The sequence below is a fragment of the Ruegeria sp. CH6 genome (assembly GCF_056537005.1).
The window spans coordinates 633,602-657,832 of the sequence record NZ_JBQFQS010000001.1 but is presented as its reverse complement, the minus strand read 5'-3'; the positions used below and the strand labels follow the sequence as shown (position 1 = coordinate 657,832).

Genomic DNA, 24,231 nt, shown 5'->3' with positions numbered 1-24,231 from the left:
GTTAGTTTCCTTCTTTCAAACCCATAAGCGCCGCGGCGAAGGGGTTGTCAGGGTCGATAGCCTTCTCTTTTTTGGGAGGCCGCGACGAGAAAGTCTTGGCGCCTTGAGGCTTGCCACCCTTCTTGCCCTGCGGTTTACCACGCCCTTCCTGAGGTTTGCCTCGCGGTTTGCCTTTGCCCTGCCCCTGCCGCTGTTCGCGACGCGGACCACGGTTGGCCTGACGCTGACGGCCCCAGGTAAAGGTGTAGAACACTTCGACCTCAGGCTCATCGGATGCGGGAGCCTCAGCTGGTGTTTCGGCGCTTTCGGTGGTCTCAGCTGGTACTTCAGCGGGTGAAACGACTTCATCGGTCACGGCTTCAGCTGCCGATGTTTCCGCAGCTACGGATTGCTCCGCAGCTTCTTCCCCAGCGGGTTCAGGTGTCGCGGCCACTTCAGCCGGTACCGCTCTGGCCTTCTCACGCTCGCCCCGTTCGGCCTTGTAACCAAGTCCCTGCATCAAGTCAGCGAACTGCTCCAAAGTCATACCAGTGATGGACAACATGTCGGGCTTGGCTTCGAACCCGCCCCGGCTGTCTTCGGCGCGCAGCATGTCTGCCAGGCGTTCCAGCATGTCGATACGGATCGAACGTTCTCCCGCATCGCGGTAGCCGCACATTGTGTCGTAACCCTCGGGCGCACCTTTGGCGACCGGCACTGTGACCAGACCCGGAGGCGGTGCTTCGGGGAACTCCTGCAAACCGCCAGCCAGCGCCCACAGCACCAAACGCAGGCGCGTCGGAGCGGGTTTCAGCAGTAGCGGCATGAAGATCGTGAATTGTCCAAACCGAATGCCATGCTTGCGCAGCGCACCGCGGGCATCCTGATCCAGATCTTTGACCTCTTGCGCGACACCTGCACGCGGCAGCACGCCCAGCGCCTCGACCATCCGGAACGCAAATCCCTTGGCCAGACCGCTCAGCTCCTCATCACGCGACAGGTTCAACAGCGGCTCGAAAAGCGCTGCGATCTTGCGATCAATGAAATGTTGCAGGCGCCGCTGAACTTTCTGTTCAACTTCCGGGCCTGCAGCCTCATCCACAAATACTTCAACCACGGGCTTGAGCGGTTCGGCACCAGCAACCAGTTTCCCGACTGCGTATTCGCCCCACATCAGGCCGCCCTGATCAGTGAAATCAATTTCGGTATCGGGTGCATTGTAGAAGCGATCGGCACGCAGATGGAATTGCGGCGCGAGTGCTTGCAGGGATGCCGATTTGAGCGCTTTCGCCTCGGTTCCTTGCGCGCTTTTGTCCGGACTAAACCGGAACCCTTCCAGACGACCGACGAATTCACCTTCGACGGTCACTTCACCCTTGTCATTTACTTCGGCCAAAAGGGCCTCCTTCTGTTTGAGCCGGCGCAACAAAACGGACGTGCGCCGGTCCACAAATCTTTGAGTCAAACGTTCGTGAAGAGCGTCTGACAGCCTGTCTTCTACAGTGCGCGTTTCATCACGCCAATGAGATTCGTCACGCACCCAACCATTTCGTTGCGCAACATATGTCCAGGTGCGAATATATGCCAACCTTTTAGACAAAGCATCGATATCTCCGTCGGTTCTGTCGATTCGGCGGATTTGCCGCGCCATGAAATCATCGGGAATCGAGCCACGTTCGTGCAGGTGCCCATAGATCACCTCGAGCAAACCGGCGTGTTCGGCATGGCTGATGCCGCGAAAATCGGGGATTCGGCACACATCCCACAGCAAACGGATCGATGGGCCATCACTGGCACGCGCAGCGACCTCAGTTATCTGCGACAGCGATTTAAGCGCATTCAGATCATCAGCGGGCCTCGCTTTGATCAAATGTTCATCATTCGGACTGATCTCAAGCGAGTCGATCAACGCATCGATCGAACCAAATCGCAAAGCGGCATTCCGCCAGTTCAGCTTTTTCATCGGTGTGAACCGGCTGTCCATGATGGCCTGTGCAACACCTTCATCCAACGGAGGTGCCTCGCCCGTCACGCCAAAGGTTCCGTCAGACATGCCGCGCCCTGCCCGACCGGCGATCTGTGCCAACTCATTCGGGGCAAGCGGACGCATCCGTCGTCCGTCGAACTTGGTTAAGGACGAGAACGCCACATGATTCACATCGAGGTTAAGACCCATCCCGATGGCATCGGTGGCAACAAGATAGTCGACCTCGCCATTCTGATAGAGATCAACCTGTGCGTTCCGAGTCCGCGGGCTAAGCGCCCCCATAACGACTGCCGCCCCGCCCTTTTGGCGACGCAGCAATTCAGCGATGGCATATACGTTTTCCACGGAGAAACCGACAATCGCGCTGCGCGGTGGCATTCGGCTGATCTTTTTTGAACCGGCATAAACCAACTGAGACATGCGTTCGCGGCGAACAAACTGTGCCTCAGGCACCAGTGCCGCGATTGGGCCGCGCATCGTGTCAGACCCCAAAAACAGCGTCTCGTTGGTGCCGCGTGCACGCAACAGGCGGTCAGTAAAGACATGGCCGCGTTCAGGATCGGTACATAGCTGGATTTCGTCGATAGCTACGAAATCAGCGCCCATACCCTCGGGCATCGCTTCGACGGTACACACCCAATATTGGGTGCGAGGTGGAACGATCCGCTCTTCGCCCGTAACCAAAGCGACGACAGACGGCCCTCGGATGGCAACAATCTTGTCATACACCTCGCGCGCCAAAAGACGCAGCGGCAGGCCGATCACACCTGTTCGGTGCCCCAGCATCCGCTCAATCGCGTAATGGGTTTTACCTGTGTTTGTCGGGCCGAGAACGGCCACGATTCGGGATGACCCGTTCACCTTTGCCCCCTGCCCCGGACCTTTAGAGTGCTTTGCCTTCGATCTGAGGCTTCAGCCGATTCACGGCATTGGTTACTTCTTCGTGATGAGGATGTATAGACAATGCACGCGAATAGGCTTCGTACGCCTCTTCAGGCTGGCCGATCACTTCGAAAATCAAACCGAGGCCATAGATAGCTTCGTAATTATTGGGGTTTAGCGTCAGAGCATACTCAAGATCAGCAACGGCCATACCGAACCGTTCCAAACCAAAGAATGCTGATGCCCTAACATGCCAACCTTCGGCAAACTCAGGGGCGTGGTCGGTAAGCGCGGTCAGATGGTCAAGCGCGGCGTCTATATCCCCGTCATTCAGAGCCTCACGCCCTCTTTCCAGTAACAGATCCGCTGATGCGGAACCGGATTGCGACCATAGGGCCTGTAACTGCCGATCAATGCTGATAGCCTGTTCAGGCGTGGCTTGTGAGAGTTGTTCCAACAGCGCTGTCTCGTCCCGCGAATCCGCCTGTTGCGCGAAACAACTGGTGGAAAACGTGACTATGACGGCAAGTGCCGCAACGGTACCTTTGAGATTGGAGATTGCAATGCTCATAACAATGTTCAGTGTAGCGTTGCGACCGGGGATGTCCATTCACGGCGCACAAACAAAATGAGGAAGACCATGAGCGAGATTCTTGAAAAGGCGGCAGCCGCGCTGAACGAAAAACTGGCAGGCGGTGATTTCGACGCATCTGCCAAATTCGCCATCGCGGATCTGGGCGCTATCGTTCTGGATGCGAACGGCGCCCGCGTGAGCGACGAAGAAGCAGACGTAACCCTGAGCGCGGACGCAGATACATTCGAACAAATCCTCAGCGGTGACCTGAACCCGACTGGCGCGTTCATGTCCGGCAAGCTGAGCGTTGACGGAGACATGGGAATCGCCATGAAACTCGCCTCGGTGCTGGCCTGATGGAATTGTCGCCGGCCCCCTTTTTTGAAGATGTGGCCGGCGGTCCTGCCGGTGGCAAAGCCCATTGGCTGACGACATCGGACGGAAAGCGCATCCGTGTGGGCCATTGGATGCCCCAGGGTGAAGTCCAAGGCACGGTGATGATGTTCCCGGGCCGTACGGAATATGTCGAAAAATATGGCAACGCCGCTGGTGAGTTCACTGGTCGGGGATTTGCATTTCTGTCGATAGACTGGCGCGGTCAGGGTCTTGCTGACCGACTTTTGCACGATCATCGTATCGGCCACGTTGAACACTTCCCCGACTATCAGAAAGACGTTCAGGCCGTATTGGGTTTGGCACGCAACCTGGATTTGCCAAAGCCATGGTACGTCATCGGGCATTCGATGGGTGGGGCCATCGGGATGCGCGCGATTCTCGAAAACGATTGCTTCTCGGCTTGCGCCTTTACTGGCCCGATGTGGGGTATCTTTTTTACCCCCATCATGAGGCCGCTCAGTCGGCTGACCGCCTATTGGGGGCCACGTTTTGGATTGGGTGAACGAACACCACCGACGACTTCTTTGGAAAGCTATGTCGTTTCACAGCCTTTCGAAGGCAACGTACTGACCCGCGACCCGGAAATGTACAAAATGATGCAGGATCAGCTGGCCGCACACCCTGAGTTGGCCCTTGGTGCTCCATCTACCATCTGGTTGCGTGAGGCATTGGATGAATGCGCCTATCTGATGGCCCAGCCTGCCCCCAACATGTCTTGCCTGACCTATCTGGGCAGTCACGAACAGATCGTGGATCGAAAAGCGATCCGTGCGCGCATGGCAAACTGGCCTCTCGGCCGGTTGATCGAAATTCCAAATGGCGAGCATGAAGTCATGATGGAAGCCCCCGAGGTGCGCGGCCCGGTCTTTGAGGAGTTGGCGTCTCATTTCCTCTCCAGCCAGACTGAAAGTCAGCCTGAGGGGGCGGCGGCACGCTAACCCGGCTACAAGTCAGCACAAATCGACAGGCCGCTTGTGATCCTTGCGTCCTGTGCCTAGATGTTGCCCAAAGCAATTTTTCGAGGTGATCCATGCGCGACCTTCCCTTTCCCGTCCGTGACGCAAATGCCGCCGGGGGCGCCGACAATCTTGGCAACCTGCCGGAATGGGACCTGACAGATCTCTATACATCGGAAGACGCGCCCGAACTGTCTCGCGACCTGGATTGGCTGGAACAGGAATGCGCATCGTTTGCCGCAGATTACGAGGGCAAGCTGGCCGATCTGGATGCCGAAGGTCTGCTGACCTGCGTTCAGCGCAATGAGAAAATCAATTCCATCGCCGGCCGCATCATGTCGTTCGCTGGTCTGCGCTATTACCAGCTGACCACTGATGCCGAGCGTGCCAAGTTCCTGTCGGACATGCAGGAAAAGGTTACGATCTTCACCACCCCGCTGGTGTTCTTCACGCTCGAGATCAACCGTATCGACGATGACGTTTTGAAGGCCCATTTTGATGCCAACGCAGATCTGGCACGCTATGAGCCTGTCTTCCGCCGCATCCGCGCGATGAAGCCCTACCAGCTCTCGGATGAACTTGAGAAATTCCTGCACGATCTCGGCGTTGTTGGCGACGCATGGGAACGCCTTTTTGACGAGACCATCGCTGGCCTGACCTTCACAGTGGATGGCGAAGAGCTGAATATCGAAGGCACCCTGAACCTGCTGACCGAGCAGGACCGCGCCAAACGTGAGGCCGCCTCTCGCGAGCTGGCCAGCGTGTTTCAGGACAACATCAAGACCTTTGCCCGTGTCCACAACACACAGGCTAAGGAAAAGGAAATCGTCGACCGCTGGCGCAATATGCCGACAGCGCAGACCGGTCGTCACTTGTCTAACGATGTAGAACCCGAGGTGGTTGAGGCCCTGCGCGAGGCCGTCGTTGCCGCCTACCCAAAGCTTAGCCATCGCTACTACGAACTGAAGCGTAAGTGGCTTGGTCTGGACGTCATGCAGGTCTGGGATCGCAACGCGCCGCTTCCGATGGAAGACACCCGCATCGTGGGCTGGGACGAAGCCGAGAAAACCGTGATGAACGCCTATAACGCGTTCGACCCGCGCATGGGCGAAATCGCAGCACCGTTCTTTTCGAAAGGCTGGATCGACGCTGCTGTAAAACCGGGCAAGGCACCGGGCGCATTTGCGCATCCAACGGTCACCGAGGTGCACCCCTATGTGATGCTCAACTACCTGGGCAAACCTCGCGACGTGATGACACTGGCGCACGAACTGGGCCACGGCGTCCATCAGGTTCTGGCCGCTGATCAGGGAGAGATGTTGTCATCGACGCCGCTGACGCTGGCTGAAACTGCATCTGTGTTCGGCGAAATGCTGACTTTCCGCAAAATGCTGGATCAGGCTGAAACCCCGGAACAGCGCAAAGTGCTGTTGGCAGGCAAAGTCGAAGACATGATCAACACGGTTGTCCGCCAGATCGCTTTCTACGATTTCGAATGCAAGCTGCACGCGGCGCGTCGTGAGGGCGAACTGACGCCAGACGACATCAACGCATTGTGGATGAGCGTTCAGGCCGAAAGCCTTGGGCCCGCGTTCGAATTCATGGATGGGTACGAGACCTTCTGGGCCTATATCCCACACTTCGTCCACTCGCCCTTCTACGTCTATGCATATGCGTTCGGCGACGGTCTGGTGAATGCGCTCTATTCCGTTTACGCCAGCGGTTCGGAAGGGTTCGAAGACAAGTATTTCGAGATGCTGCGCGCCGGTGGATCAAAACACCACAAGGAATTGCTTGCCCCGTTTGGCCTTGATGCCAGTGATCCCAAGTTCTGGGATAAGGGCCTGTCCATGATCTCTGGCTTCATTGATGAGCTTGAGGCGATGGAGGGGTGAGAACACCCCTCGCCTTTTTCTTGGTGGCGGCCGCATCAAATGCGGCTGCTGACACACTACTTGGCTCTTGGGTATGCCGTAGCGACTTACAAAATGCTCGCTCACAAGTAGAGGTCAATATTCGTATCAATTTGAACTTTCTTCCGAACGGGAAAATGACAGAGGTTTTCCGGTATCATGCTGTACTACCAGAATCGGATTTGGAATCGACCGTATTGATCAAAACGGAAAAAGAGTGGTCATTCGTCTCGGGGCAACTTACGACCACTGTACAGAAAGTTCTCGCTGCTAATATAAAATCTGGCTCAGATGCAGCAGTACCAATTCCCCAAGACGATCTCCAAGAATATGTTAGCGACTCAGCTGCAACCAATAGTATTCAGTTTGATGGCAACAACAGGTTTATTGTGGCGACCACCGGTTCACTCTTCGAATGCAACCGCGAAAATTTCATGCAAATAGGATGAAAAGACTGTCATCTCCAGGTACACGCTGATCAGCTTTTTGCACTCGATTTAGTCGTGAGAAAAACAGCCAAGACGATCAACGCAGCACCTATTGCGGCCATTGGCGTGATGGATGCCCCCAGAAACAGTGCTGAATTGATGAAGGTGAACACCACCGAAGCGGCGAACATCAAAGTTGCAGTCAGGGTCGATACCCGCGCTGCCGCTTCGTACCAAAGGTAATAGGCCAGCGCCGTCGGTAACACGCCAAGAAGCACCAGAAAAACAACATCGTTTGCCGTCGGCATCTGAAATCCAAACAATGAAAGTGGCAACAGAATAACGCCTGAACAGATGAATATCCCAAACAGGAAATTCAAACGTTCAGGAGTGGATTCAGAGGCTCTCATGGCCCGACTGCTGGAAATCAGGAACACGGCCCAGCTCAATCCCGCACCGATTTCCATGAGGTCGCCAAACAAGGGCTCTCCCCCTCCCTGAAAATCGCGAAATACGGTCAGAAACACCCCGATTATGGCCAGCGCAGTCGCCAACACATCCGTCCTGCCAACTGGTGTGTCCGCAAAGAAATAGAGAAATACCAGAACGAAGAAGGGCGCTGTATTTTCCAGCACCATCGCGTTGGCGGCACCGGTATGCTCCAATCCGATGTGGAACAGAATGTAATTCACCACCGTCGACAACACAGCCAGACGAAAATTCCAATCCCCAAACCGGATCGAAACTGACGCCCCCATCGCACGCAACATGCAGTAGATTGCAAGCGCGGCGATGAACAGCCGGGTCGTTGCGATCTGCATTCCACCCAAATCGCTGGTCAGGTAGCGAACGATGACGCTGTGAGTACCCCACAGGAACGCAGCCAAAAAACCAAGAACCAAACCGTTTTGCAGGAAGGATACGTGCTTGGCAGGGTTATCTTGCAAAGAGCCGCTCCGCTGGAATTTACTTCAACTGGCTGTCTTTTGACCCGCGCCGATTGATGCCGCTGCGGGCTTTGAATGTTCCGTCGCGTTCCTGCTGACAATCCAGACACAGTTTCACACCGGGGATCGCATTGCGCCGCTTCTCGGGAATTGGCTCTTCGCATTCAGCACAATGGGTAAGGCTTTCGCCCACAGGGCGTTTTTGCGCCTGCATCCGTGAAAGCTCATCGGAAATTGACGCCTCAATCTGTTCACTTACCGCGCCATCGCGCGCCCAACCGCCAGCCATAGGGCACCTCCTAAATAGGTACCCGACAGGCTAGCCGAGCCTTGCCACCAAGCGCAAGTGAGTGGATCAGAGCGATACTGCCTGACTGAAAACCTGATCGATCATTTCTTGCGTTCCACGCGAGAACTCAAGCGGGCATGGATACTCCTCCCCCTCGCGAACCGACCTGCAAAACGCCTCGACCTGCAGTTTGTAGTGATCATCACCTGGGAAGCGCGTCACCAGAACCTCCAAACCTGGGCGATGCAGTTCAACCCGCGCCTCGCCAAAGACACGTGCGTTGAAAGGTGCTGTAAGACGGATCAGCCCGCCTTCACCATGAAACACCATTTCCTGATGTGGGTGCATTCTTATGGAGACATAGCTGGAATAGGTAAAATCGGGGAACTGCGCGCGGATTTCGGTGAAGATGTCGATGTCATCCTGCCAGCGGATTGCTGATTGTACCGAAACCGGCTCTTGCCCCATGGCAAAACGTGTACCGCCGATCACATAGACACCAATGTCACGCAATCCGCCCCCACCCGTTTCAGCGCGGTTGCGGATGTTTCCGGTATCTGCCCGGTTGTCGAAGCTAAAGGCTCCGGTGACGTGTACCAGCTTGCCGATCGCGCCGTCTGCAATCAGTTTTCTCACAAACTGCCACTGTGGATGGTGCACGATCATGTATGCTTCTGCTGCGAGCAGACCGGTCTGGTTCCGCTTTGCGATCAGCGTGTCAAACTCCGGCGCCGTCATGGTCATTGGTTTTTCACACAGAACATGTTTTCCAGCCTCAAGCGCCTTCAGGCTCCATTCGACATGCAGGTGATTGGGCAGCGGAATGTAGACAGCTTCGATTTCAGGGTCAGCCAACAAGGCATCATAGCTGTCATGCACCTGCAAATCAGGACAGAAGTCTAGGAATGGTTCGGCCTTCACGGGATCGGAAGTTGCCAGTCCTGCTAACCGCGCGCCACCTGCGGCGTGGATTGCTGGTGCCATGAACTGACGGGCAAATTTAGCTGCGCCAAGAATGCCCCACTGAACCGGTTTTTGCATGATATTCTCCCACGTGCGCTGGCAAAGTTTTTCGCTGCTTCCTTTTTAAAAATCGCAAAAGGACGCTGCGTCGGAACCTCTCTATCAACCAACCGACGCCAAGTCAGGCTTTTCTCGAAAATCTTCAGCCGTAAGCTGCCTTTACGTATTGGGAGGGATAACAGATGCGCAAATTTCTGAAATGGTTGGCAGCCATTGTCGTCTTGGCTGTGGTCGTAGGAGCAATCATATTCTTCGTGTTTCTGCCGCCTTACATCGAAGGCGCCCGGAACAATGTCATTGATCATGATCCCTATCCTGTATCGGATGACGCGAACGCGCTGCACGAAACACTGATTGTCGGCGATTTGCACGCAGATCCGCTCCTGTGGAGTCGCGATCTGACCGAGCGTGGAACACGAGGACAGGTTGATATTCCGCGCCTGATTGAAGGCAATGTAGCGCTGCAGGTGTTTACCGCAGTGACCAAATCTCCGGCCGGGCAAAACTACGAGGCAAACTCAGCAGAAGCATTCGACAACATTACCCTGTTGGCCATCGGCCAGCTCTGGCCCCTGCGCACATGGGACAGCCTGAAAGAACGTGCGATTTATCAGGCGGAAAAGCTGCATCAGTTCGAAGAAGCATCCGATGGTCACCTGAAAGTCATCAAGACCCGCGCAGATCTGGAAGAGGTTCTGCAGGCGCGCGCCAACGGAGAACAGGTTGTCGGAGGCATCTTGGGAATTGAAGGCGCCCATCCGCTTGAGGGCGATTTGAACAACCTCGACCCGATCTTCGACGCCGGTCATCGTGTATTCGGTCTGCAACACTTTTTTGACAACGAACTCGGGGGATCCCTGCATGGGCAAGCGAATTCGGGTCTAACTGAATTCGGGCGCGAGGTCGTAGCTGAGCTTGCGCAACGGCCTGTTGTCATCGATCTTGCTCACTCAAGCCCACAAGTGGCGCGAGATGTGTTGGATATGACTGATGTTCCTCTGATCGTAAGTCATGGCGGGTTGCATGGTTTCTGCCCAGTCAAACGCAACTATCCGGACGATCTGATGCAGGAAATTGCAGCAACCGGCGGTGTTATCGGCATGGGATACTGGGCGGATGTGACATGCGGTGATATTGCCCCGGCTGGAATTGCAAAGATGATCAAAGCGGCCATCGAAACGGTTGGGGAAGATCACGTTTCACTCGGATCAGATTACGACGGGTCGGTCGAGACGGCCTTTGACACTTCTGAACTTGCTGCCCTGACTTCAGCCCTGCTGGACGAAGGCCTGACTGAAGATCAGGTTCGCAAAGTCATGGGGGCAAACATGGTTCGGGTCTTTCGCCAGCAGCTCAACTGAACCCAACTTCCCCATTACATTTGCGCACTAAAAAAACCGGCCTGAAACATCCAGGCCGGTTTCTCTATTTGGGATATATCTCAAACAGTGCCGAGCATACCTTTTTCACGTGCAAGTTCGCGCATCTTTTTCTGAAGCTTTTCAAAAGCACGAACTTCGATCTGGCGAATCCGCTCGCGACTGACGTTGTACTGGTTGCTCAGCTCTTCCAGTGTGACAGGCTGATCCATCAGACGACGCTGAGTCAGAATGTCCTTTTCGCGGTCGTTCAGCACATCCAGCGCAGCAGTCAGCAACTCGCGACGTGCATCCAGTTCATCGCGCGCCTCGTAGTCGCCAGCCTGATCGGCATCTTCATCTTCAAGCCAATCCTGCCACTGCATGGTGCCTTCGCCTTCGGACCCTACAGTCGCGTTCAGCGAAGCATCCCCACCGGACATACGGCGGTTCATGCTGATGACTTCATCCTCGGTCACGCCCAGATCATTCGCGATCTGCTTGACGTTCTCAGGACGCAGGTCACCTTCTTCCAAGGCACCGATGCGGGCCTTGGCTTTGCGCAGGTTGAAGAACAGCTTCTTCTGTGCCGACGTGGTGCCCAGTTTGACCAATGACCACGACCGCAGGATGTACTCCTGAATCGAGGCGCGGATCCACCACATTGCGTAGGTTGCCAGACGGAAACCCTTTTCCGGATCAAAACGTTTCACGGCCTGCATCAGGCCCACGTTGGCCTCGGAAATCACCTCGGCCTGTGGCAGGCCATAGCCGCGATAGCCCATGGCGATCTTGGCCGCCAGACGCAGGTGTGATGTCACCATTTTATGCGCGGATTCAGTGTCTTGCTCTTCGACCCAGCGCTTGGCCAGCATGTATTCTTCTTCCGGCTCCAGCAGGGGAAACTTGCGAATTTCCTGCATATAGCGGTTCAGGCCGCCCTCAGGCGTCGGCGCGGGGAGATTTGCGTAATTTGCCATGTTTCATGTCCCTCCGACAAATGTTTATAGCTTTAACATAGGATATGGGTGTCATACCCGGTCCGTTCAAGAGGTGCTGCTTAACAGTCTGAAATTAAGCTTTGATAAAGGAAAGATAAGAAACTCTTACTCACGTCTGTTTGCGAATTATGACAGTGGTTCGCGCAGCTGAGCAATCAGATTTTCCATATCCGCAGGAAGTTCGGCCTCAAATCGCAAAACCTCGCCAGTTACCGGATGCTCAAAGCCCAAAACGGCGGCATGCAATGCCTGACGAGGGAATCCGCGCACAGCCTCAGCAGTAGCGGTGCTGAAGGCACGGGCAGCCAGCTTTCGCTTACCGCCATAGACGGGATCACCAACCAATCCATGACCGGCATGGGCCATGTGCACGCGTATTTGATGGGTGCGACCGGTCTCAAGCCAGCATTCAATCAGCGATATGGTACTTGGAGCACCAAACGTTTCGACCACGCGCGCTCGTGTGACGGCATGGCGGCCACCATGGAACAATACCGCCTGTTTTTGTCTGTCGGTCTTGTGCCGCGCTAGCTGAGTGGTCAGACGCATGATGTTTCCGGGCTCGAAACTGACGCCTTTCACACCGCGCAAGCGAGGGTCATTGGCATCCGGCACACCATAACAAATGGCGCGATAATAGCGCTCAGCAGTGTGTGCCTCAAACTGAGCCGCCAGACCCTGATGGGCCGCGTCAGATTTGGCAACCACCAGCAACCCGCTGGTGTCTTTATCGATACGATGCACAATACCGGGCCGCTTTACGCCGCCCACACCGGAAAGATCCTCACCGCAATGATGCAGCAGAGCGTTTACAAGTGTACCATTTGGTGAACCGGGCGCAGGATGCACCACCATACCAGCCGGTTTATTGACCACGATCAGGTCAGCGTCTTCGAACACGATGTCCAAAGGAATATTCTCGGGACCGATATGGCTATCTTCTGCCTCGGCTACCGTGATTACCACCAAGGCTCCTTCGGCAATCTTAGCTTTGGGATCGCGGACCTCTGATCCGTCGATAAAAACCGCACCATCTTCGATCAAGCGAACCAACCGCGTCCTGGACAGGCTTTCCTCGGCTGGCACATCCCGCGAAAGCGCCTTATCAAGGCGGGGCGGCGGAGCGGCCGCGATATGAAATTCAATCTGGCGAGTGCCCATGACTGTCCCTTCCGATCCCCAAGAACCGCAGGAAACGCCTCAGCTTCGCCTGCTGAGACGCATGGTCATGTTATTGACCGCGGTGATGATTGGCGGCGTTCTAGTGACATTTGCCTTGATTGTCATCCGCCTATCGGACCGGACACCCGCCCTGCCCGATCAGATCGAATTGCCGGATGGGGCCAAGGCGCAGGCACTGACCATTGGCAACAACTGGTACGCGGTCGTGACAGATGACAACCGCATTCTCATATTTGATAAAACGACAGGTCGTCAGAGGCAGGAAATCACGATCGAATAAAGCGGTGTCCCAAGGCCGATTGTTTCAGTTTTTCAAAGCCAATTTATGAAGCCGGCTGAAACGCCTCACACGCCGCGCGTTGAATAGCTTCGACACCTCCCCAGACAGTGGCCAAATCTCAGGCCAAACGGATGCAGGTCAGTATCATAAGTGACCGCGCGCCCGTGCGATCCTTTCGCACGCCGATAAATGCACCTCTATCTGATTTTACAGATGGTTCCCGTTCACAGCATTGTTCTGGTTCGGTAACTGCACCCGCCTTCTGCTCGAAAAGTCAGAGTTTACTGCCGCATTTTTTGCGAGCGCTCCTTCGACCTCGACACGACGGCTTTCAGATTGTCCAGCTTTTCCAAGAGCTTTCAGTACCTTCAAACAATACTACGTTGACAGCGGCGAGAACAGAACTGATCGGAAAGTAGTTCAAAGCAGGTTGATGCAAGTCGCCATGTATTCATGACGCAGAATGACCAATACCGTGGCTTCACGCGCTACCGCCGTACCGGCACATCATCATTTCGACACTGCTGTCTATTGTCGCCTTCATCTCGGAATGGCTCAGAACTGATCCGCTGAAGACCATGGGCCAGAAAGCCTTGGCCTTGATAAGACCAATGAATTCCTTCCCGGCCTGCTCTGGATCATCGATACTCAGTTGGCCGTCTTCGGCCGCATCGTTCAGCATCGAAATGAAGATAGATGTTTTGTCCAGCTTGCCTTGTGCAGCTGCCGCCAGTTCAGGATTGCGCATGGTTTCGCTGATGATCATACGCGACATGGCCATCACGTCCGGAGACATCAAAACACGCCCTTCGGCCCAAGCCAGCTCGGTCAGTTGCTCGCGAACATCACGCCCTTTCTGATAGCGAATCTCCAGCACTTCCGAAAAACGATTAGAAAGCTCGATCACGATCGATCGAAACAGGTTTTCCTTGCTTTCAAAATACTTATACAACGTACGCTTTGACACTTCGGCGCGTGCCGAAATGCGATCCATACTGGCTGCGACGAACCCCTTTTCCTGGAACTCTGCCACAGCCGCTTCGATGATCTGCGCGTGTTTCGACGCATTCGGAGCGTTGCATTCGTTCATGATCTCCACCTATAGACGTAATTCTCTTCGCTGGTCAAACCATGTGGTAAACTTATCAGTTTACAAACCCATATTCCGGGCTATTGTAAACGCGCCAGTTTACCGATTCAGGAAACCAGCGCGAACAGGAGAGTCCCCTCATGGCTTTGACTTTGAAACTGAATGGCGAGACCCACACGGTTGACGCCGAACCCGGCACGCCCCTGCTTTGGGTGATCCGGGATGAGCTTAAGCTAACCGGAACAAAATTTGGCTGCGGCGTAGCTTCGTGCGGCGCCTGCACCGTTCATATGGATGGCGAACCCATCAGATCCTGCCAGACCTACATCGAAGATGTCGAAGGTTCTGAAATCACGACCATTGAGGCCGTGGGCGAAGACAAGATCGGCGCTGCCGTTCAGCAGGCGTGGGTCGAACTGGACGTCGTCCAGTGTGGCTACTGCCAGTCTGGTCAGGTGATGTCAGCCGTTGGTCTCTTGTCCGAAAACCCGAAGCCATCGGCTGAGGAAATCGACGAGTATATGTCCGGCAACGCCTGCCGTTGTGCCACCTATCAACGTATCCGCGCCGGTATTCAGCGCGCATCAGATATTCTGGAGGCCTGATCAATGACCATCAACACATCTCGCCGCGGCTTCCTGAAAGGCGCAGCTGCAGCGGGGGCTGTCCTGCTGATCGGTGCGCGCACTGACGGGGCATTGGCCGCCGCCTCTTCTGACACTGCACAGCTAAACCCATTCGTGAAAATCGATGCCGATGGCACTGTGACAGCCATCGTAAAGCACTTTGAAAAGGGTCAGGGACCGGCAACCGGCCTGCCTACACTGATCGCCGAAGAAATCGGCCTGCGTATGGACCAGATCGAATACGAATTCGCGCCGTCCAACCCCGAGGTCTACAACAACCTGCTGTTCGGCCCCTTCCAGGGCACCGGCGGTTCAACCGCGATGGCAAATTCGTGGTTGCAATATCGCCAGGCGGGCGCTGCAGCGCGTGAAATGCTGATCGCTGCCGCTGCTGCCGATTGGGGCGTCGATGCATCCGGCATCACAATCGAGGAAGGCATCATCAAGGCAGGAGACAAGTCAGCCCCGATTGGTGACTTCGTTGCTGCGGCAGCTCAGTTGGAGCCACCGGCCGAACCTCGTCTGAAGGATCCGGCAGAATTCAAACTGATCGGGAACGAAGCTGTGCGCCGCAAGGATTCAGCAATCAAAGGTAACGGTCAGGCGATGTATGCCATGGATGTTCATCTGCCAAATCAGATGGTCGCCCTGATCAAACGTCCGGAATCGCGCGGTGGTCTTGTCACCGGCTTCGACGACAGCGCATCGAAAGATGTTAAAGGCTACATCAGCGCTGCTGTGCTTCCCAATCAGGCCGGTGTCGCCGTCTACGCCGAAAACACCTGGGCCGCCATTCAGGCACGAGACGCGCTGGAAGTAGAGTGGGACCTATCCGCTGCCGAAACGCGCGACTCGGATCAGATTGAGGCCGAGATCATGTCGGCACTGGATGCCGAGCCAACCTACAATGTGAACAACGCCGATGTAGCATCTGTTGCAGCCGCCATTGATGGCGCGGATACAGTTGTCGAAAAGACCTTCTACTTTCCGCTTCTGGCTCATGCACCGATGGAGCCGCTCAACTGCACGATCGAACAGACTGCAGATGGTAACATCGTACTGCACGACGGCAGCCAGATGCCGACAGGACCTCATATGGCGTATCAGCAGATCTTTGGTCTGCCGCCGGAGAAAATCCAGATCAATACGATGCTGGCTGGCGGATCGTTCGGGCGGCGCGCAACGCCGGATGCGGACTATCAGGTCGAAGCGGCGCTTGCCTTCGTCGTCACCGACCGTTCTCGCCCGGTCAAGCTCGTCTGGACGCGTGAGGACGATATCCGGAGCGGGTACTATCGCCCAGCCTTCGGCCACAAGGTCCGCATCGGCATTGATGAAGGTGGGAATATCGTCGGATGGCAGCATCAGGTCGCTGGACAGTCCATCATGAAAGGAACCGCATTCGAGTCGTTCGCGGTACATGACGGCGTGGATCACAGCTCGATCGAGGGTATCGCGGACAGCCCGTATCAGATCCCCGGAATGGCACTGGGATTAACCGACACCCCCAAGGCGACCTCGGTCCTGTGGTGGAGATCGGTGGGCCACACGCATACAGCTTATGTGATGGAGACCATGATGGATCTGGCAGCAAACGCGGCTGGCCGTGATCCGGTTGAATTCCGTCTGTCCCATCTGACGGATAGCGGTGACGCCGATCAGCAACGCAAAGCTGGTGTCCTGAAACTGGCAGCGGAAAAAGCCGATTGGGGCAACGTTCCCGAGGGACGATCGCAGGGCATCGCCGTGCATAAGTCGTTTGGTTCTTATGTCGCCGAGGTGGTCGAGGTTTCTGGCGATGCGGAAGAAGGCATTCGCATCGAAAAAGTGACTTGTGCCGTCGATTGCGGAATCGCAGTGAATCCCGATGTCGTGCGTGCCCAGATGGAAGGTGGCATCGGATACGGAATCGGCCATGTCATGCGTGATCAGATCACACTGACAGGTGGTTCTGTGGATCAGTTCAACTTCCCTGATTACGAGCCCCTGCGAATTGGTGATATTGCTGCGATTGACGTGCATATTATCCCATCAGCCGAAGCACCTACCGGCGTAGGAGAACCGGGCACTCCACCTTCTGCACCAGCTCTGGCCAATGCCATCGCCAAACTGTCAGGCGTGCAGGTGACCAACCTGCCAATGGCAGAAAACGGCGTCAGTTTCGCCTGATGCATCATCAACCGCGCCGTATCCAAGGATGCGGCGCGGTAATTCGTTGCCTCGAAAGTTCCGGCAACACCTACAATTTCCTCTAGAAGCAGAACTATACCGATCAAAGCCACGAGGCTTTGTGAGAGCGTTGATATTTGGGAGATGGTACCGCCTCCCTGGCTTGAACAGGGGACCTCTGGATCCACAATCCAGCGCTCTAACCAACTGAGCTAAGGCGGCACTTGTGAGGGGCGATGTACCCAACGCGCACGGGGAATGCAAGAGGATTAAAGCTGAATTTTCCAGCTTTGTTCGACAAGATCGACACCAAAGGAATGGACCGGTTTGCTCTCCATCAACTCCCAACCATTTGCTCTATATAGTGCACAAGCTGCCCGGTGACTTTCATGTGTCCAAAGGGCCATTTCCCGGTATCCCACCTGCCGGGCAAATCTCATGCAGGTCTCCAGCAGGCGCCTACCCAAACCCAATCCTCGCGCTTCGGGAACCAAAAGGAACAACCTCAATTTCGCGGTATTCTTACCGAGTGCGACGCAGAAAATGCTGCCCAGCCGCTCCCCTGCCCGCTCAGCGATCCATCCTTGTTCTCGCTTGGGGTCATGATCTGCAATGAACTCATCCAGAATACGCGCAACAAGGGGACCGAATGTGTGGTCAAATCCTTCATCCTGCGCATAAAGCGTGCCGTGCCTTTCGACCAGCCAAGGCGCATCATCGGCACGAAAAGGTCTGATTACGATATCATCCATGTTCCCATCAGACCCCATAGGCCGCTTGATTCTCAACCCGTTGCGCGCTAGCAGGAACGCTCAGTCCCCGGAGGCGAACATGAGCATCAACACCGAACGCGACATCGAAGCAAACCTGCAGATTGGTCCAACTGACCATGGCATGGTGCGCCTGTTCATCGAGGCGGACAATCTTGAAATCCCCATGGATTTCGACCCCGAAGAAGCCGAAGAAATCGCCGAGGAAATTCGTGCCGCTGCTCAGGCAGCGCGGGCCGTTAAAGACTGACATCTCAGACGCGGGGATCTCGCAGTGTTTGCAACCTGCGTGCCGCATCTGTTGCAAATTTCTGAATCATTTTCTTTCGGCGCGCCGGGGCCACTTTGGTCTCTGGTCCCATACGGATTATCTCTGCGTCATAGGCATCCGCAATGATCAGACCTGTTTCAGGCGGCAGCAGGTCCACCGGAAACTCGGTATCGACGGCCCAAAAGAATCGGTCACACCATTCCAGATAGCCCTGCCATTTGGAATCCGACTGATAATCAGCTCGACCGGATTTACATTCAATCACCCATAGCTCGCCTTTGGGACCCAGCCCCATTACGTCCACGCGCAAGCCGCGGGCAGGAACAAATTCTTCAATCGAAACATAACCATGGGTCGTCAGGTGTCGTGAAACACCTCGGGCCAGTTTTTGTCCAGGTTGCAGATCTAGCATCATCCCCCAAATGTGAACAATTAGTGAACAAAAATCAAGTCTCGACACCCTCTTGACATGATACCATTTAGTATCCCATTAATATGATACCAAATGGTATCTCAATGGGGTTTACCATGAATACACAGACCCAAAACGCGTTCCGCGCTCTTGCGGATCCAACCCGTCGGGACATCGTTCAGATGCTTGCGGTCGAGGATATGACCATCGCGCAACTGACAGATCGTTTCGATATGACCCGTGCCGCTGTCAAAAAGCACCTGACGGTACTGTCGGACGGCGGGCTTATTTCGGTGGAAGCAAGAGGCCGGGAACGCATCAACCGACTTGAACCAAAGGGCATGGCCCCTGTTCTGGACTGGCTCAGCTACTTTGACCAGTTCTGGGATGAACGCCTGGCCGATCTCAAGAAAGCTATTGAAGGAACCCAGAAATGACCCAAGCAGTATTGCAGAAATCGATCTTTTTACGCGCCACTCCGGAAACGGTATGGGATTATCTGACAAAGCCCGAGCGTTTGGCCGAGTGGTTTCACAAACCAGAGCGCCCACTTGCGACAGGACAAAAGCTTGAGATGTACGGGACAACCAGCGGCGACCTTCTGATCTGGGGTGAAGTACGCGAGGCGCGACCGCCGGAATATCTGGAATATACTTTCACAGTTAAACCGATGGGCGACGCCGTTAGCACCGTCAAATGGACACTGGAGCCCGTGGCCGGAGGTACGCGCCTAGGATTGGTGCACGAGGGCCTGCCTCAGGGCGCAGACGCATTTGGTCTGATCCTGTCGCTGGATAGTGGCTGGGATGAGCATTTCGTCAAAATGCGCACTGCCCTACACGAAACCGTTGATGCGTGACCCCTTGTGCAAACCCGCCGCACACCCTACTTAGGCGCGTGGCGGGTTCTGCCCTTCTCGTGACAGGCAGCATTCCGGTGGCCTTAAGCAATTCCGAGGGAGCTGGCTCTGTTCAGGTCCTGGCCTGATTACCTGGCGCCCACCTGTATATACAGGTCCTCGGGAATCAAAGCCCCACGGTTGACTGGTGGTCCCGCCACATTTTCCTTGAAAATCAGCGCGCTGATTTCGCCTCTTGCTTGACGACAGCCGGTTCAAAGTTGTGCACAACAGGCGATCCACGACGCGGTCCGCCGGGCTTTTCGGCCATGCTCATGATCTTGTAGCCGAACTGAACGCCAGCAAAAACGATCCCGTTCATGAACCAGATCATCGCCAACGCGATCAGTCCGATTTCAGAACTGGTGATCAGGTGACGTAGATTTGCGACGTTCAGGGCCAGTAGCACCCCGACAAACACAGCCGAGATAACAAAACCCCAGGCGACTTGCGTGATGTACAGGCGGATCAGTTTGGGCATGATGAACCTCATTGCGCTATGACATTCAGGTTAGCGCATATCTGGTTCGGGTAAAGGTGTCAGAATGCCTCGGGCTGCGCCTCACGCGCCATGTGATCCAGCACCGCGTTGACGAATTTCGGCTCTTTCCCTTCAGGGAAAAACGCGCGTGCGACGTCGACAAATTCTGTGATGACAACTTTGGGGGGCGTGTCGCTCTGTGTCAGCTCGGCCCCGGCTGCCCGGAACAGCGCGCGCAAAGTCGGATCAATCCGGGAAATCGGCCATTTCGCCACCAGCGCTCGGTCGGTCATCTGATCGATCGGCGCCTGATAGTTCACAGCATCATCCACAAGCTTACGGAAGACGCTGATGTCACCATCCAGCATTTCCTCACCCTCATAGACCGCGCCGAACCGGTGATCCAGAAACTCGTTTACAACCTGTTCGGTCGTTTGCCCGGACTGCTCCATCTGGAACAGGGCCTGCACGGCATAGAGTCGCGCGGCAGACTTCATAAGGCGTTTCTGATTGGCCGGCTTCGGCGCGTCTGTCTGGGTCATGCTGTCGTGGGTCCGTTGCTATCGCCCGCCACAAGGATGGACTCGGACGGCGGCTTGAATCCGACGCCCTTTTTGGAAGAGCCCCACTTACGGCTGAGCGCGATCAGATGCAAGGCCGCAGCAGCGGCTCCGCCACCTTTATTCATCTTTTCGGGATTTGCGCGGACTTCAGCCTGATCATCATTTTCGACGGTTAGGATACCATTGCCGATACACAGCCCCTGAAGGCCCATCAACTGGATCGCACGGCTTGAATCGTTACAGACCGTCTCGTAATGCGTGGTCTCACCGCGAATGACGCAGCCCAGCGCGACATAGCCGTCAAAGTTGCACTGGCGATCAGCCATCGCGATGGCAGTGGGGATTTCCAGCGCACCGGGCACTTCAACCACTTCGCATGTGCCGCCCGCCGCTTCGATCTCGGCCTTGGCACCAGCTACCAGATTGTCCGCAACGGCACGATAGAACGGCGCCACAACGATCAGCAGTTTCACCGGCTTGTCGAATGTCGGTGTCGGCAGCACGCCGTGTTTGTCTTGTTCAGCCACGATCAGTCATCCTTGAGAATTGAGCGGGTCCCCACAATCGACAACCCAAAGGCATCGAGGCCCAGATATACGGTTTCCGGCGAGTCGGTCAGCAATACGAGTTCCTGAATGCCCATCTTCGACAGAATCTGCGCACCCAGACCAGTTTGTTTAATAGTGCGCGGTCCTTCGTCATCCGCTGCATAAAGCGAGTTGCGCGGTTGGCGGAAGAGGCACACGACTCCACGCCCTTCGGCAGCAATCTTTTCCATTGCCCTCGGCAGTTCCTGCGGGGATTTCGGCCCGAGCCCCAGAATATCCGGTGCCTCATGCAGGGCGTGGGTCCGGGTCAGCACCGGCTCGGGCGTGGTGATGTCGCCCTTGATCATGACCACATGCTCAATGCCGTGTGTCTGATCGGTGAACAGCCGCATCTCCCACTCGCCGCCATATTCTGAGGTGACCATCTCACGCGATGTCTCAACCACGAGATTGTCGTTGCGGGACCGATAGCTGATCAGATCGCTGATCGTACCGATCTTCATGTCGTGTTCTTTGGCAAAAGCAACCAGATCGGGCAAACGCGCCATGGTGCCGTCAGGTTTCATGATCTCGCAGATCACACCCGAGGGGTTCAGCCCCGCCAGCCGCGAGATATCTACCGCAGCTTCGGTATGTCCTGCCCGAACCAGCACCCCGCCCCGTTTGGCCCGCAGCGGGAAAACATGCCCGGGTGTTGCGATCTGTGCCATGGTGTTCTGTTCATTGATGGCGGTCGCCACAGTCAACGCCCGGTCGGCAGCCGAGATGCCCGTAGACACGCCTTCACGGGCCTCGATGGAAACAGTGAACGCGGTCTCATGGCGGGACGAGTTGTTCACAGCCATCATCGGCAATCCCAGACTGTCAATCCGCTCAGCCGTCATCGGCAGGCAGATGAGCCCGCGGCCATGGGTAGCCATGAAGTTGATGGCATCCGCATCCGCAAACTCTGCGGCAATGACCAGATCGCCTTCGTTCTCACGATCCTCATGATCGACCAGAATGTACATCCGGCCTTTGCGTGCCTCTTCGATGATCTCTTCGATCGGGCTGATCGCATCGCGCAGCTGGGCCTCGACCGGTCCGGGTGTTTCAAAGCTCATTGGGCAGCCTTTCGCAGAGCATGTGTTGCTGCGCGGGATAGACCAGTACGGCGCCAAACACCAGACCACAGACGCAACGGCGGCATATGATCATTGTTTCCAATCGATGCCATCATCACGCGACCAGAGGCATGGGCATCGGACAAGCCCCCACCAGACATGCCGAATGCTCCACAAACGGAACAGTCCGGCAAATAGCAACCGCGCGCTGAACCATCTCTCAACCCAGAATTGGCGACGCATGAAATACTCTGGGTGCAATAGGTAGTGCCCGCAGTACTGTATTCTAAATGGAAACACAGCGTTCTCGCATGCCCCAGAATAGCCCAACTCTGGCCCTCGCCGGGCCAAAGTATGAACGCACCTTAGGCAGGCGTTCAAACTCGGTCGTCATGTGTGGGCATAATAGATGAATAGTGCTGATGTCTTTAACCAGCCATCTCAGGCAAATGGTCTGTTCTCATCTATCCTGCGGAATAGATTGCTATTGATCATAATAGCCCTCCACGTCATCGGAGGTGCCGTCATAAGCCACTTCGCAGGCCTGCCCTACTGGACCGTATTGGGCTTTAGTCTTGTCGAGATCGTGGGACGCCTGATCAAATATGCCATCGTTATTGGGGCTATATTCTTTGTCTTCAGGTTCGTATACGCCGCGATTTGGATCAGACCCGCAAAACCCATTCAATGGATGATGCAGGATACGCGCAAGTACATCGCCAGGAACATAACTCTGGTCGACGGCACCGTGTGTTTTTTGTCGATCGGCTTTTTGATTACCAGCTTCACCTGCCTGAAAAACATCATCGTCCTGATAAACCCGTTTTCGTGGGACCCATTCTTTGCTGAACTGGATCGAACCCTGCACGGTGGCTATGACGTTTGGCAGCTGTTGTGGCCAGTGTTCGGAAACACCACTCTGACGACGGTGCTGAATGTCGCCTATCATCTCTGGTTCGCGCTGATCTATCTGACCTTGTTTGCCGCCTGTTTTGACAAGCGAGACACGCAGCGCGGAATGACCTATCTGGTGGCCTTTGCTTTGGTGTTCATTGTTGGAGGCAACTTGCTGGCCACAGTCTTTGCATCAGTCGGTCCGGTCTACTACGAGCATTTCGGATTTGGGGACACCTACGCCCAGCAAATGCAAAATCTGTATGATCTTGATCGGATAAGCCCCGTCTGGGCCCTGCAGGTTCAGGAAAGGCTATTGGCCGAATTCAGCGGTGGGGGCGTGATAAAGGGCATATCTGCCATGCCCAGCATGCACGTGGCATCCAGCGTGCTCATGGCGCTTTTCGCCTTCCAATATTCTCGCTGGCTGGGCTGGGCATTTACGATTTTCGCCATCATGATCCAGATCGGATCGGTCCACCTAGCGTGGCACTATGCTGTCGATGGCTATCTCGGAGCGATAATCGCGTTGGCGTGCTGGTGGCTCGCCAACGCGTTGACCAAAAGGTATTATTCTGCGCCTGCGTTAGCACTTGCAAGCCGCGCGACATAACGTGCCAGAGTGTCAATCTCCAAATTGATCCGATCACCGACCGCGACATCGCCCCAGGTTGTGACCTCTTTGGTGTGTGGAATAAAGTTGATGCCAAACTCGCGGCCTTCCACGTCGTTCACAGTAAGGGATGTTCCGTTCAACGCCACAGATCCCTTGGGGGCGATAAAGCGGGCCAGATCAGCGGGGGCCCGCAGCACAACCCGTGTACTGTCCCCCTCGTCCTCTACCGACACCACATCAGCTACGCCGTCCACGTGGCCTGAAACGATATGCCCCCCAAGTTCGTCGCCAACCTTCAGGGCGCGTTCGAGGTTTACCCGCTTTCCAACCTGCCATTTGTCGAGATTGGTTTTTGAAACCGTTTCGGCACTGATCTGCACGTCGTACCAGTCATCACCCAGTGCGATGACAGTCAAACAGACGCCATCGCTGGCAATTGACGCGCCGATATCAATCGTTGCCGTGTCATAGTCGGTTCGGATCCGAGCCCGAAGATCGCCCTGCTGCTCCAGCTCGACGATTGTACCGATGTCGGTGACGATCCCTGTAAACATTCTGTTAACCCTCTGAGCCTAGCTTGTTCCCCATATCAACG

At 55.5% G+C, this 24,231-nt stretch carries 27 protein-coding genes and 1 tRNA gene; 12 read left to right on the top strand and 16 right to left on the bottom strand.

Annotated elements, in window-relative coordinates:
- Nucleotide 1 precedes the first annotated feature (1 nt).
- Together ACR0CW_RS03345 and ACR0CW_RS03340 are read right to left on the bottom strand one after the other, a co-directional pair.
- Nucleotides 2–2,827, bottom strand: coding sequence for a helicase-related protein (locus ACR0CW_RS03345; RefSeq protein WP_480786815.1), 2,826 nt, complete (start codon nt 2,825–2,827; stop codon nt 2–4).
- Nucleotides 2,828–2,849: 22 nt separating this feature from the next.
- Nucleotides 2,850–3,419, bottom strand: a complete 570-nt coding sequence (locus ACR0CW_RS03340; protein WP_209016008.1) for a tetratricopeptide repeat protein — start codon at nt 3,417–3,419, stop codon at nt 2,850–2,852.
- Nucleotides 3,420–3,488: 69 nt separating this feature from the next.
- Between ACR0CW_RS03340 and ACR0CW_RS03335 the strand changes: the two genes are divergently transcribed.
- From ACR0CW_RS03335 to ACR0CW_RS03320, 4 genes are all read left to right on the top strand, one after another.
- Complete coding sequence (locus tag ACR0CW_RS03335) at nt 3,489–3,779, top strand: SCP2 sterol-binding domain-containing protein (protein WP_155143473.1); 291 nt, start codon at nt 3,489–3,491, stop codon at nt 3,777–3,779.
- The gene (locus ACR0CW_RS03330) at nt 3,779–4,756 is read left to right on the top strand and encodes an alpha/beta fold hydrolase (protein WP_480786814.1); all 978 of its coding nucleotides are present in this window, start codon (nt 3,779–3,781) and stop codon (nt 4,754–4,756) included. The genes ACR0CW_RS03335 and ACR0CW_RS03330 overlap by 1 nt, the downstream gene beginning before the upstream one ends.
- Before the next feature lie 92 nt (nt 4,757–4,848).
- A complete protein-coding gene (locus tag ACR0CW_RS03325) occupies nt 4,849–6,669 on the top strand; it encodes a M3 family oligoendopeptidase (protein ID WP_480786813.1) in 1,821 nt (606 codons plus the stop codon).
- Entirely contained in the window at nt 6,666–7,136 is a 471-nt protein-coding gene (locus ACR0CW_RS03320; protein WP_480786812.1) for a hypothetical protein, read from the top strand. The genes ACR0CW_RS03325 and ACR0CW_RS03320 overlap by 4 nt, the downstream gene beginning before the upstream one ends.
- Before the next feature lie 29 nt (nt 7,137–7,165).
- Here ACR0CW_RS03320 and ACR0CW_RS03315 read toward each other — a convergent pair whose 3' ends face one another.
- The 3 genes from ACR0CW_RS03315 to ACR0CW_RS03305 form a co-directional block, all read right to left on the bottom strand.
- Nucleotides 7,166–8,062: a DMT family transporter gene (locus ACR0CW_RS03315; protein WP_480786811.1), complete on the bottom strand. Its 897-nt coding sequence runs from the start codon at nt 8,060–8,062 to the stop codon at nt 7,166–7,168.
- A gap of 19 nt (nt 8,063–8,081) precedes the next feature.
- Nucleotides 8,082–8,351, bottom strand: a complete 270-nt coding sequence (locus ACR0CW_RS03310) for a DksA/TraR family C4-type zinc finger protein (protein WP_480786810.1) — start codon at nt 8,349–8,351, stop codon at nt 8,082–8,084.
- Between the two features lie 66 nt (nt 8,352–8,417).
- Nucleotides 8,418–9,392, bottom strand: a complete 975-nt coding sequence (locus ACR0CW_RS03305; RefSeq protein WP_480786809.1) for a Gfo/Idh/MocA family protein — start codon at nt 9,390–9,392, stop codon at nt 8,418–8,420.
- Between the two features lie 164 nt (nt 9,393–9,556).
- On the opposite strand from ACR0CW_RS03305, the gene ACR0CW_RS03300 reads away from it, so the two are divergent.
- Entirely contained in the window at nt 9,557–10,735 is a 1,179-nt protein-coding gene (locus ACR0CW_RS03300; RefSeq protein ID WP_480786808.1) for a dipeptidase, read from the top strand.
- Nucleotides 10,736–10,815: 80 nt separating this feature from the next.
- Here the strand turns inward: ACR0CW_RS03300 and rpoH are convergent, their stop codons facing one another.
- Nucleotides 10,816–11,712, bottom strand: a complete 897-nt coding sequence (gene rpoH / locus ACR0CW_RS03295; protein WP_480738813.1) for an RNA polymerase sigma factor RpoH — start codon at nt 11,710–11,712, stop codon at nt 10,816–10,818.
- A 147-nt stretch (nt 11,713–11,859) separates the two neighbouring features.
- Nucleotides 11,860–12,894, bottom strand: coding sequence for an RluA family pseudouridine synthase (locus ACR0CW_RS03290; protein WP_480786807.1), 1,035 nt, complete (start codon nt 12,892–12,894; stop codon nt 11,860–11,862).
- Between ACR0CW_RS03290 and ACR0CW_RS03285 the strand changes: the two genes are divergently transcribed.
- Nucleotides 12,893–13,195, top strand: a complete 303-nt coding sequence (locus tag ACR0CW_RS03285) for a DUF6476 family protein (protein WP_155143457.1) — start codon at nt 12,893–12,895, stop codon at nt 13,193–13,195. The genes ACR0CW_RS03290 and ACR0CW_RS03285 overlap by 2 nt on opposite strands.
- A 481-nt stretch (nt 13,196–13,676) precedes the next feature.
- Here the strand turns inward: ACR0CW_RS03285 and ACR0CW_RS03280 are convergent, their stop codons facing one another.
- Entirely contained in the window at nt 13,677–14,285 is a 609-nt protein-coding gene (locus ACR0CW_RS03280; protein ID WP_480786806.1) for a TetR/AcrR family transcriptional regulator, read from the bottom strand.
- A 140-nt stretch (nt 14,286–14,425) separates the two neighbouring features.
- Here ACR0CW_RS03280 and ACR0CW_RS03275 point away from each other — a divergent pair, with 140 nt between their 5' ends.
- A complete protein-coding gene (locus tag ACR0CW_RS03275; protein WP_155143453.1) occupies nt 14,426–14,890 on the top strand; it encodes a (2Fe-2S)-binding protein in 465 nt (154 codons plus the stop codon).
- A 3-nt stretch (nt 14,891–14,893) separates the two neighbouring features.
- Nucleotides 14,894–17,080 (top strand): xanthine dehydrogenase family protein molybdopterin-binding subunit, encoded by a 2,187-nt coding sequence (locus ACR0CW_RS03270; protein WP_480786805.1) that lies wholly within the window; start codon nt 14,894–14,896, stop codon nt 17,078–17,080.
- A gap of 145 nt (nt 17,081–17,225) precedes the next feature.
- On the opposite strand, the gene ACR0CW_RS03265 is transcribed toward ACR0CW_RS03270, so the two are convergent.
- Together ACR0CW_RS03265 and ACR0CW_RS03260 are read right to left on the bottom strand one after the other, a co-directional pair.
- Nucleotides 17,226–17,302: transfer RNA gene (locus ACR0CW_RS03265), tRNA-His, on the bottom strand.
- A 47-nt stretch (nt 17,303–17,349) separates the two neighbouring features.
- Nucleotides 17,350–17,832: a GNAT family N-acetyltransferase gene (locus ACR0CW_RS03260; RefSeq protein WP_480786804.1), complete on the bottom strand. Its 483-nt coding sequence runs from the start codon at nt 17,830–17,832 to the stop codon at nt 17,350–17,352.
- Between the two features lie 79 nt (nt 17,833–17,911).
- On the opposite strand from ACR0CW_RS03260, the gene ACR0CW_RS03255 reads away from it, so the two are divergent.
- Complete coding sequence (locus ACR0CW_RS03255; RefSeq protein WP_155143447.1) at nt 17,912–18,100, top strand: DUF6324 family protein; 189 nt, start codon at nt 17,912–17,914, stop codon at nt 18,098–18,100.
- Between the two features lie 4 nt (nt 18,101–18,104).
- On the opposite strand, the gene ACR0CW_RS03250 is transcribed toward ACR0CW_RS03255, so the two are convergent.
- The gene (locus ACR0CW_RS03250; protein WP_480786803.1) at nt 18,105–18,536 is read right to left on the bottom strand and encodes an MmcB family DNA repair protein; all 432 of its coding nucleotides are present in this window, start codon (nt 18,534–18,536) and stop codon (nt 18,105–18,107) included.
- A gap of 113 nt (nt 18,537–18,649) precedes the next feature.
- On the opposite strand from ACR0CW_RS03250, the gene ACR0CW_RS03245 reads away from it, so the two are divergent.
- Nucleotides 18,650–18,970 carry an ArsR/SmtB family transcription factor gene (locus tag ACR0CW_RS03245; protein WP_155143443.1) on the top strand — a complete coding sequence of 107 codons (321 nt, stop codon included), beginning with the start codon at nt 18,650–18,652 and terminating at the stop codon, nt 18,968–18,970.
- A complete protein-coding gene (locus ACR0CW_RS03240) occupies nt 18,967–19,392 on the top strand; it encodes an SRPBCC family protein (protein ID WP_155143441.1) in 426 nt (141 codons plus the stop codon). The genes ACR0CW_RS03245 and ACR0CW_RS03240 overlap by 4 nt, the downstream gene beginning before the upstream one ends.
- Before the next feature lie 214 nt (nt 19,393–19,606).
- Here the strand turns inward: ACR0CW_RS03240 and ACR0CW_RS03235 are convergent, their stop codons facing one another.
- From ACR0CW_RS03235 to ribB, 4 genes are read right to left on the bottom strand one after another with little or no spacing between them, the layout of a single operon-like run.
- Nucleotides 19,607–19,912, bottom strand: a complete 306-nt coding sequence (locus tag ACR0CW_RS03235) for a hypothetical protein (protein WP_480786802.1) — start codon at nt 19,910–19,912, stop codon at nt 19,607–19,609.
- Between the two features lie 59 nt (nt 19,913–19,971).
- Nucleotides 19,972–20,454 carry a transcription antitermination factor NusB gene (gene nusB / locus ACR0CW_RS03230; RefSeq protein WP_170332813.1) on the bottom strand — a complete coding sequence of 161 codons (483 nt, stop codon included), beginning with the start codon at nt 20,452–20,454 and terminating at the stop codon, nt 19,972–19,974.
- Nucleotides 20,451–21,002, bottom strand: a complete 552-nt coding sequence (locus tag ACR0CW_RS03225; RefSeq protein WP_480786801.1) for a 6,7-dimethyl-8-ribityllumazine synthase — start codon at nt 21,000–21,002, stop codon at nt 20,451–20,453. The genes nusB and ACR0CW_RS03225 overlap by 4 nt, the downstream gene beginning before the upstream one ends.
- Before the next feature lie 2 nt (nt 21,003–21,004).
- A complete protein-coding gene (gene ribB, locus ACR0CW_RS03220; RefSeq protein WP_480738838.1) occupies nt 21,005–22,126 on the bottom strand; it encodes a 3,4-dihydroxy-2-butanone-4-phosphate synthase in 1,122 nt (373 codons plus the stop codon).
- Between the two features lie 409 nt (nt 22,127–22,535).
- Between ribB and ACR0CW_RS03215 the strand changes: the two genes are divergently transcribed.
- On the top strand, nt 22,536–23,633 hold the full coding sequence (locus ACR0CW_RS03215) for a phosphatase PAP2 family protein (RefSeq protein ID WP_480786800.1): 1,098 nt from the start codon (nt 22,536–22,538) through the stop codon (nt 23,631–23,633).
- Here the strand turns inward: ACR0CW_RS03215 and ACR0CW_RS03210 are convergent.
- A complete protein-coding gene (locus tag ACR0CW_RS03210; RefSeq protein ID WP_155143431.1) occupies nt 23,591–24,190 on the bottom strand; it encodes a riboflavin synthase in 600 nt (199 codons plus the stop codon). The genes ACR0CW_RS03215 and ACR0CW_RS03210 overlap by 43 nt on opposite strands.
- Nucleotides 24,191–24,231 lie beyond the last annotated feature (41 nt).

Excerpts from the sequence above, each read along its gene's own strand:
- ACR0CW_RS03335 (WP_155143473.1), top strand. The coding sequence starts at position 3,489 with ATGAGCGAGATTCTTGAAAAGGCGGCAGCCGCGCTGAACGAAAAACTG.
- ACR0CW_RS03305 (WP_480786809.1), bottom strand. The coding sequence starts at position 9,392 with ATGCAAAAACCGGTTCAGTGGGGCATTCTTGGCGCAGCTAAATTTGCC.
- ACR0CW_RS03290 (WP_480786807.1), bottom strand. The coding sequence starts at position 12,894 with ATGGGCACTCGCCAGATTGAATTTCATATCGCGGCCGCTCCGCCGCCC.
- ACR0CW_RS03245 (WP_155143443.1), top strand. The coding sequence starts at position 18,650 with ATGAATACACAGACCCAAAACGCGTTCCGCGCTCTTGCGGATCCAACC.
- ribB (WP_480738838.1), bottom strand. The coding sequence starts at position 22,126 with ATGAGCTTTGAAACACCCGGACCGGTCGAGGCCCAGCTGCGCGATGCG.
- ACR0CW_RS03285 (WP_155143457.1), top strand. The coding sequence starts at position 12,893 with ATGACTGTCCCTTCCGATCCCCAAGAACCGCAGGAAACGCCTCAGCTT.
- ACR0CW_RS03280 (WP_480786806.1), bottom strand. The coding sequence starts at position 14,285 with ATGAACGAATGCAACGCTCCGAATGCGTCGAAACACGCGCAGATCATC.
- ACR0CW_RS03235 (WP_480786802.1), bottom strand. The coding sequence starts at position 19,912 with ATGCCCAAACTGATCCGCCTGTACATCACGCAAGTCGCCTGGGGTTTT.
- nusB (WP_170332813.1), bottom strand. The coding sequence starts at position 20,454 with ATGACCCAGACAGACGCGCCGAAGCCGGCCAATCAGAAACGCCTTATG.
- ACR0CW_RS03215 (WP_480786800.1), top strand. The coding sequence starts at position 22,536 with ATGAATAGTGCTGATGTCTTTAACCAGCCATCTCAGGCAAATGGTCTG.
- ACR0CW_RS03275 (WP_155143453.1), top strand. The coding sequence starts at position 14,426 with ATGGCTTTGACTTTGAAACTGAATGGCGAGACCCACACGGTTGACGCC.
- rpoH (WP_480738813.1), bottom strand. The coding sequence starts at position 11,712 with ATGGCAAATTACGCAAATCTCCCCGCGCCGACGCCTGAGGGCGGCCTG.
- ACR0CW_RS03325 (WP_480786813.1), top strand. The coding sequence starts at position 4,849 with ATGCGCGACCTTCCCTTTCCCGTCCGTGACGCAAATGCCGCCGGGGGC.
- ACR0CW_RS03270 (WP_480786805.1), top strand. The coding sequence starts at position 14,894 with ATGACCATCAACACATCTCGCCGCGGCTTCCTGAAAGGCGCAGCTGCA.
- ACR0CW_RS03240 (WP_155143441.1), top strand. The coding sequence starts at position 18,967 with ATGACCCAAGCAGTATTGCAGAAATCGATCTTTTTACGCGCCACTCCG.
- ACR0CW_RS03255 (WP_155143447.1), top strand. The coding sequence starts at position 17,912 with ATGAGCATCAACACCGAACGCGACATCGAAGCAAACCTGCAGATTGGT.
- ACR0CW_RS03310 (WP_480786810.1), bottom strand. The coding sequence starts at position 8,351 with ATGGCTGGCGGTTGGGCGCGCGATGGCGCGGTAAGTGAACAGATTGAG.
- ACR0CW_RS03260 (WP_480786804.1), bottom strand. The coding sequence starts at position 17,832 with ATGGATGATATCGTAATCAGACCTTTTCGTGCCGATGATGCGCCTTGG.
- ACR0CW_RS03250 (WP_480786803.1), bottom strand. The coding sequence starts at position 18,536 with ATGATGCTAGATCTGCAACCTGGACAAAAACTGGCCCGAGGTGTTTCA.
- ACR0CW_RS03330 (WP_480786814.1), top strand. The coding sequence starts at position 3,779 with ATGGAATTGTCGCCGGCCCCCTTTTTTGAAGATGTGGCCGGCGGTCCT.
- ACR0CW_RS03210 (WP_155143431.1), bottom strand. The coding sequence starts at position 24,190 with ATGTTTACAGGGATCGTCACCGACATCGGTACAATCGTCGAGCTGGAG.
- ACR0CW_RS03340 (WP_209016008.1), bottom strand. The coding sequence starts at position 3,419 with ATGAGCATTGCAATCTCCAATCTCAAAGGTACCGTTGCGGCACTTGCC.
- ACR0CW_RS03300 (WP_480786808.1), top strand. The coding sequence starts at position 9,557 with ATGCGCAAATTTCTGAAATGGTTGGCAGCCATTGTCGTCTTGGCTGTG.